A 3610-nucleotide genomic window follows, 5' to 3' on the forward strand; every position below is an offset into this window, starting at 1 on the left:
ATGGTGCATGAAGGGTATGAGAACCATCGTATGGGACTGGAATTGCTGGGACCTTATCTGGCGCATGTACATGTGAAGAATGCGGGCTGGTTCAAGGATGCATCGAACATGAATTCGAATTCCAGTGTGAATGAACAAAATACAGAAATTTCGCTAACATCAGCCTGGCATTGCCAGTGGACCCCTCTGACTGAAGGCGTGGTGAACTGGTTACAAGTATTCCGTGACCTCAAATCGGTTGGATATGATGGATATTACGGGATTGAGGATTTTAGCGGAGTCTTGGAATCGAAAGCGATGTTACAGCATTTTGCAGATGTTTTTGCCGAAATTGAACGTCGTGTGGACGAGGAGGTACAGGTATGAGTTTGGTTCGAGTAGCCGTCATTGGAATTGGGAATATGGGTGCAGCCCATGCCAGAACGTTGGTAGCAGGAGAAGTTCCTGGTGCAGAACTGGTGGCTGTGTGTGATGTGAGACAAGAAATGGAGAGCTGGGTATCCAGCAACCTTCCGGCTTCAGTCACCTATTGGCAGGATGCGGAGCAGATGATGTCATCGGGGACGATTGATGCGGTCATTATAGCAACACCGCATTATGACCATCCCGAAAAGGCCATTCAGGCTTTTCGGGATGGCTTGCATGTCATGATCGAGAAGCCTGCCGGAGTATACACCAAACAAGTACGCAAGATGAATGAAGCGGCTGCTGCCAGCGGCAAAGTGTTTTCCATGATGTACAACCAACGAACCAATCCTTTATATATCAAGCTCAGGGATCTGATTGCCTCGGGGGAACTGGGTGAGATACGGCGCACCAACTGGATTATTACGAATTGGTATCGGTCCCAAAGCTATTATGATTCGGGCGGCTGGCGTGCAACCTGGGCTGGTGAAGGGGGCGGTGTCCTGATCAATCAGGACCCTCACCAACTGGACCTGTGGCAATGGACCATCGGTATGATGCCAGTTCGTATGCGTGCCTTCTGTTCATTCGGCAAATACCGGAACATTGAAGTGGAAGATGATGTAACGGCATATGTCGAGTATGAAAATGGAGCAACAGGTGTATTCGTGACCACGACGGGTGAAGCACCGGGCACCAACCGATTCGAGGTTAATGGGGATCGCGGTAAAATTGTCATTGAAGATGGTCAGTTGACCTTCTGGCGACTTCGTGAACCCGAGCCTGAATTCAATCAAAGATTTACCGGAGGATTTGGACAGCCGGAATGCTGGAAATGCGAGGTGCCGATTAGTGGTGTAGAAACCGGACATCCTGGACTGATTCGCAACTGGATCGATGCGATCCTGAATGGAACCCCCCTCATTGCTCCAGGAGAAGAAGGCATCCATGGCTTAACTTTGTCCAATGCGATGCTGCTGTCGACCTGGACCGATAACTGGGTGGATCTGCCGATCGATGAGGATTTGTTCTATGAGCATTTGCAGCAGCGGATTGCCAGTTCAAATACAAAGAAAGACAAGGCAGGGAGCAGCAGTCAGCCTGCCGATCTGTCACAGACATTTAAGTAAGCGTAATTGGGTAGCTGGTTATACAGAAATCCCAGACGGAAGGACGGAGAAGACATGGCAAAAGACGGAATGTTCTATGCTCCAAAGAGTCTGAAAAAAGAGGTCGTATGCGGTCCAGGTGAGTTTACCATTGCTGCTGTGGCGTTGGACCATGGACATATCTACGGTATGGTTGGCGGACTGGTGGAGGCTGGTGCAACGCTCAAATGGGTATATGATCCTGACCCGGTTAAGGTCGAGGCTTTTCGGAAACAATTTCCGCAGGCACAGATAGCGGCATCTGAAGCGGATGTACTTGCTGACGATGAAGTGCAGCTCATAGCCGGAGCAGCCATTACATCGGAACGTGCGCCACTTGGCATGAGAGTCATGGCCGCAGGTAAAGACTATTTTACAGACAAAGCCCCTTTTACTACACTGGATCAACTGTCCCTTGCGCGTGAAGAGGTTAAACGCACTGGGAAGAAATATATGGTCTATTACAGTGAACGTCTGCACGTGGAAAGTGCGATCTACGCCGGACAACTGATCGAACAGGGAGCCATCGGCAAGGTTGTACAGGTTATGGGGACGGGTCCGCATCGATTGAATGCGGGTGGTCGGCCTGATTGGTTCTTCCAGCATGAAAAGTATGGCGGCATCCTCTGTGATATTGGAAGTCATCAGATCGAACAGTTCCTGACCTTTGCCTCGTGTACGGATGCAGAGGTAGGCTTCAGCAGGGTGCATAACTTCAATCATCCACAATTCCCGGAACTTGAGGACTTCGGCGAAGCATCACTGATCGGCAACAACGGTGCTTCCGGTTACTTCCGGGTAGACTGGTTTACACCAGATGGCCTGGGCACATGGGGCGATGGGCGAACAGTTATTTTGGGCACAGACGGTTACATTGAGCTGCGTAAGTATATCGACGTGGCGAGAGAGCCTGAAGGCGATCAGGTGTACCTGGTTAACCATGAAGGGGAATATCGCTATAGTGTCAAAGGAAAGGTCGGTTATCCATTCTTCGGTGAACTGATCCGGGACTGTCTGGATAGAACAGAAATCGCGATGACACAGGAGCATGCGTTTAAGGCGGCAGAACTATGCTTGATTGCGCAGCATAAGGCAATGAGTGAGAGAGTGGTATGGAGTAGTGGTGCGAAGTAAACGGTTTTATATAAGATAGTAATAGAATATGTAAGGAGAGAGTGGCCTGGTGCAGGCTGCTCTTTTGTTTGTTGTGGTACCTTCGCAAATGGAACAATATGGTTTATTATGAAGGTAGTTCAGAAATTGACTTGAATGTGTGGTGTTTACGAAGTACATAAATTAGATGTTATGCGAAATTCCTGAAGAGAGGGAAAGTACTTGATTTTAGAATATTTAGATAAATATGCTCAGAAGGCTTATCGAGAGGTTACTTCAATAATAACTTGTCCAACTTTTTTGTTTTCTAATGACCCTACTCTAACCAGAAATGAAGAAATTATAATTACGTGTACATCCATGGATTCAATAGACTTATAAAGAATAATAGAATATCATCAGATCAATTGATTGAAGTGTTTTCTTTTCTTGAGAAAGAAATTGAGATATACCTCATGAAGCACTACACAGGTAAAAATTTTATGTATTACTTGAAGGCGGATGCTCTAGTCCCTGCATTTACAATAACAATTGTATCGCATTATGAAGATAAGGAAGTGCAAGAAAGTGTATCTTTATTTGAATTAATTGATTGGTACAAAGAAAATGCATGTTTTGATGGATTGGAGATAATTGCGAGACAGATAAATGATGAAAGTAAAGAAGCAGAGTCTAAAGGAGCTTTTCCGGATTCAGAAAAAACATATACAAAGACAATTAATACCTAGATAGCAATTCAAAGAGGTCCGTAACTCCACTTAACATAATATTCACACATCGGGCATACGCCCTCGGTGCGGCAGAGGGATTTCAGGGAAGCAGAGGCAGCCGGACACAACCGACTCCGACGAACGTCGTGAATACAGTAACGTTATATGTAATAGCCGCAAAAAAATAATAAAAAAATTTTAAATTACTTTGGAGGTAAGTCGAGATGGAGAGCA

General features: G+C 46.3%; 3 protein-coding genes and 1 pseudogene. All 4 read left to right on the forward strand.

What is annotated here, in order from left to right; genetic code table 11:
• Positions 1-366: pseudogene (locus AMS66_RS34205) on the forward strand (sugar phosphate isomerase/epimerase); the annotation flags it as partial.
• The gene (locus AMS66_RS28210) at positions 363-1535 is read left to right on the forward strand and encodes a Gfo/Idh/MocA family protein (protein WP_053783905.1); all 1173 of its coding nucleotides are present in this window, start codon (positions 363-365) and stop codon (positions 1533-1535) included. The pseudogene AMS66_RS34205 and the gene AMS66_RS28210, both read left to right, overlap by 4 nt.
• 54 nt (positions 1536-1589) lie before the next feature.
• Positions 1590-2687, forward strand: a complete 1098-nt coding sequence (locus AMS66_RS28215; protein WP_053783906.1) for a Gfo/Idh/MocA family protein — start codon at positions 1590-1592, stop codon at positions 2685-2687.
• A gap of 434 nt (positions 2688-3121) precedes the next feature.
• Positions 3122-3394, forward strand: coding sequence for a hypothetical protein (locus tag AMS66_RS28220; protein WP_144424629.1), 273 nt, complete (start codon positions 3122-3124; stop codon positions 3392-3394).
• Positions 3395-3610 lie beyond the last annotated feature (216 nt).

Origin of the sequence: Paenibacillus xylanivorans, assembly GCF_001280595.1 — a bacterium.
GTDB classification, from domain to species: Bacteria; Bacillota; Bacilli; order Paenibacillales; family Paenibacillaceae; genus Paenibacillus; species Paenibacillus xylanivorans.

Bases quoted from the DNA above. Each gene is read 5' to 3' on its own strand.
- AMS66_RS28210 (WP_053783905.1), top strand. From the start codon at position 363: ATGAGTTTGGTTCGAGTAGCCGTCATTGGAATTGGGAATATGGGTGCA.
- AMS66_RS28215 (WP_053783906.1), top strand. From the start codon at position 1,590: ATGGCAAAAGACGGAATGTTCTATGCTCCAAAGAGTCTGAAAAAAGAG.
- AMS66_RS28220 (WP_144424629.1), top strand. From the start codon at position 3,122: ATGAAGCACTACACAGGTAAAAATTTTATGTATTACTTGAAGGCGGAT.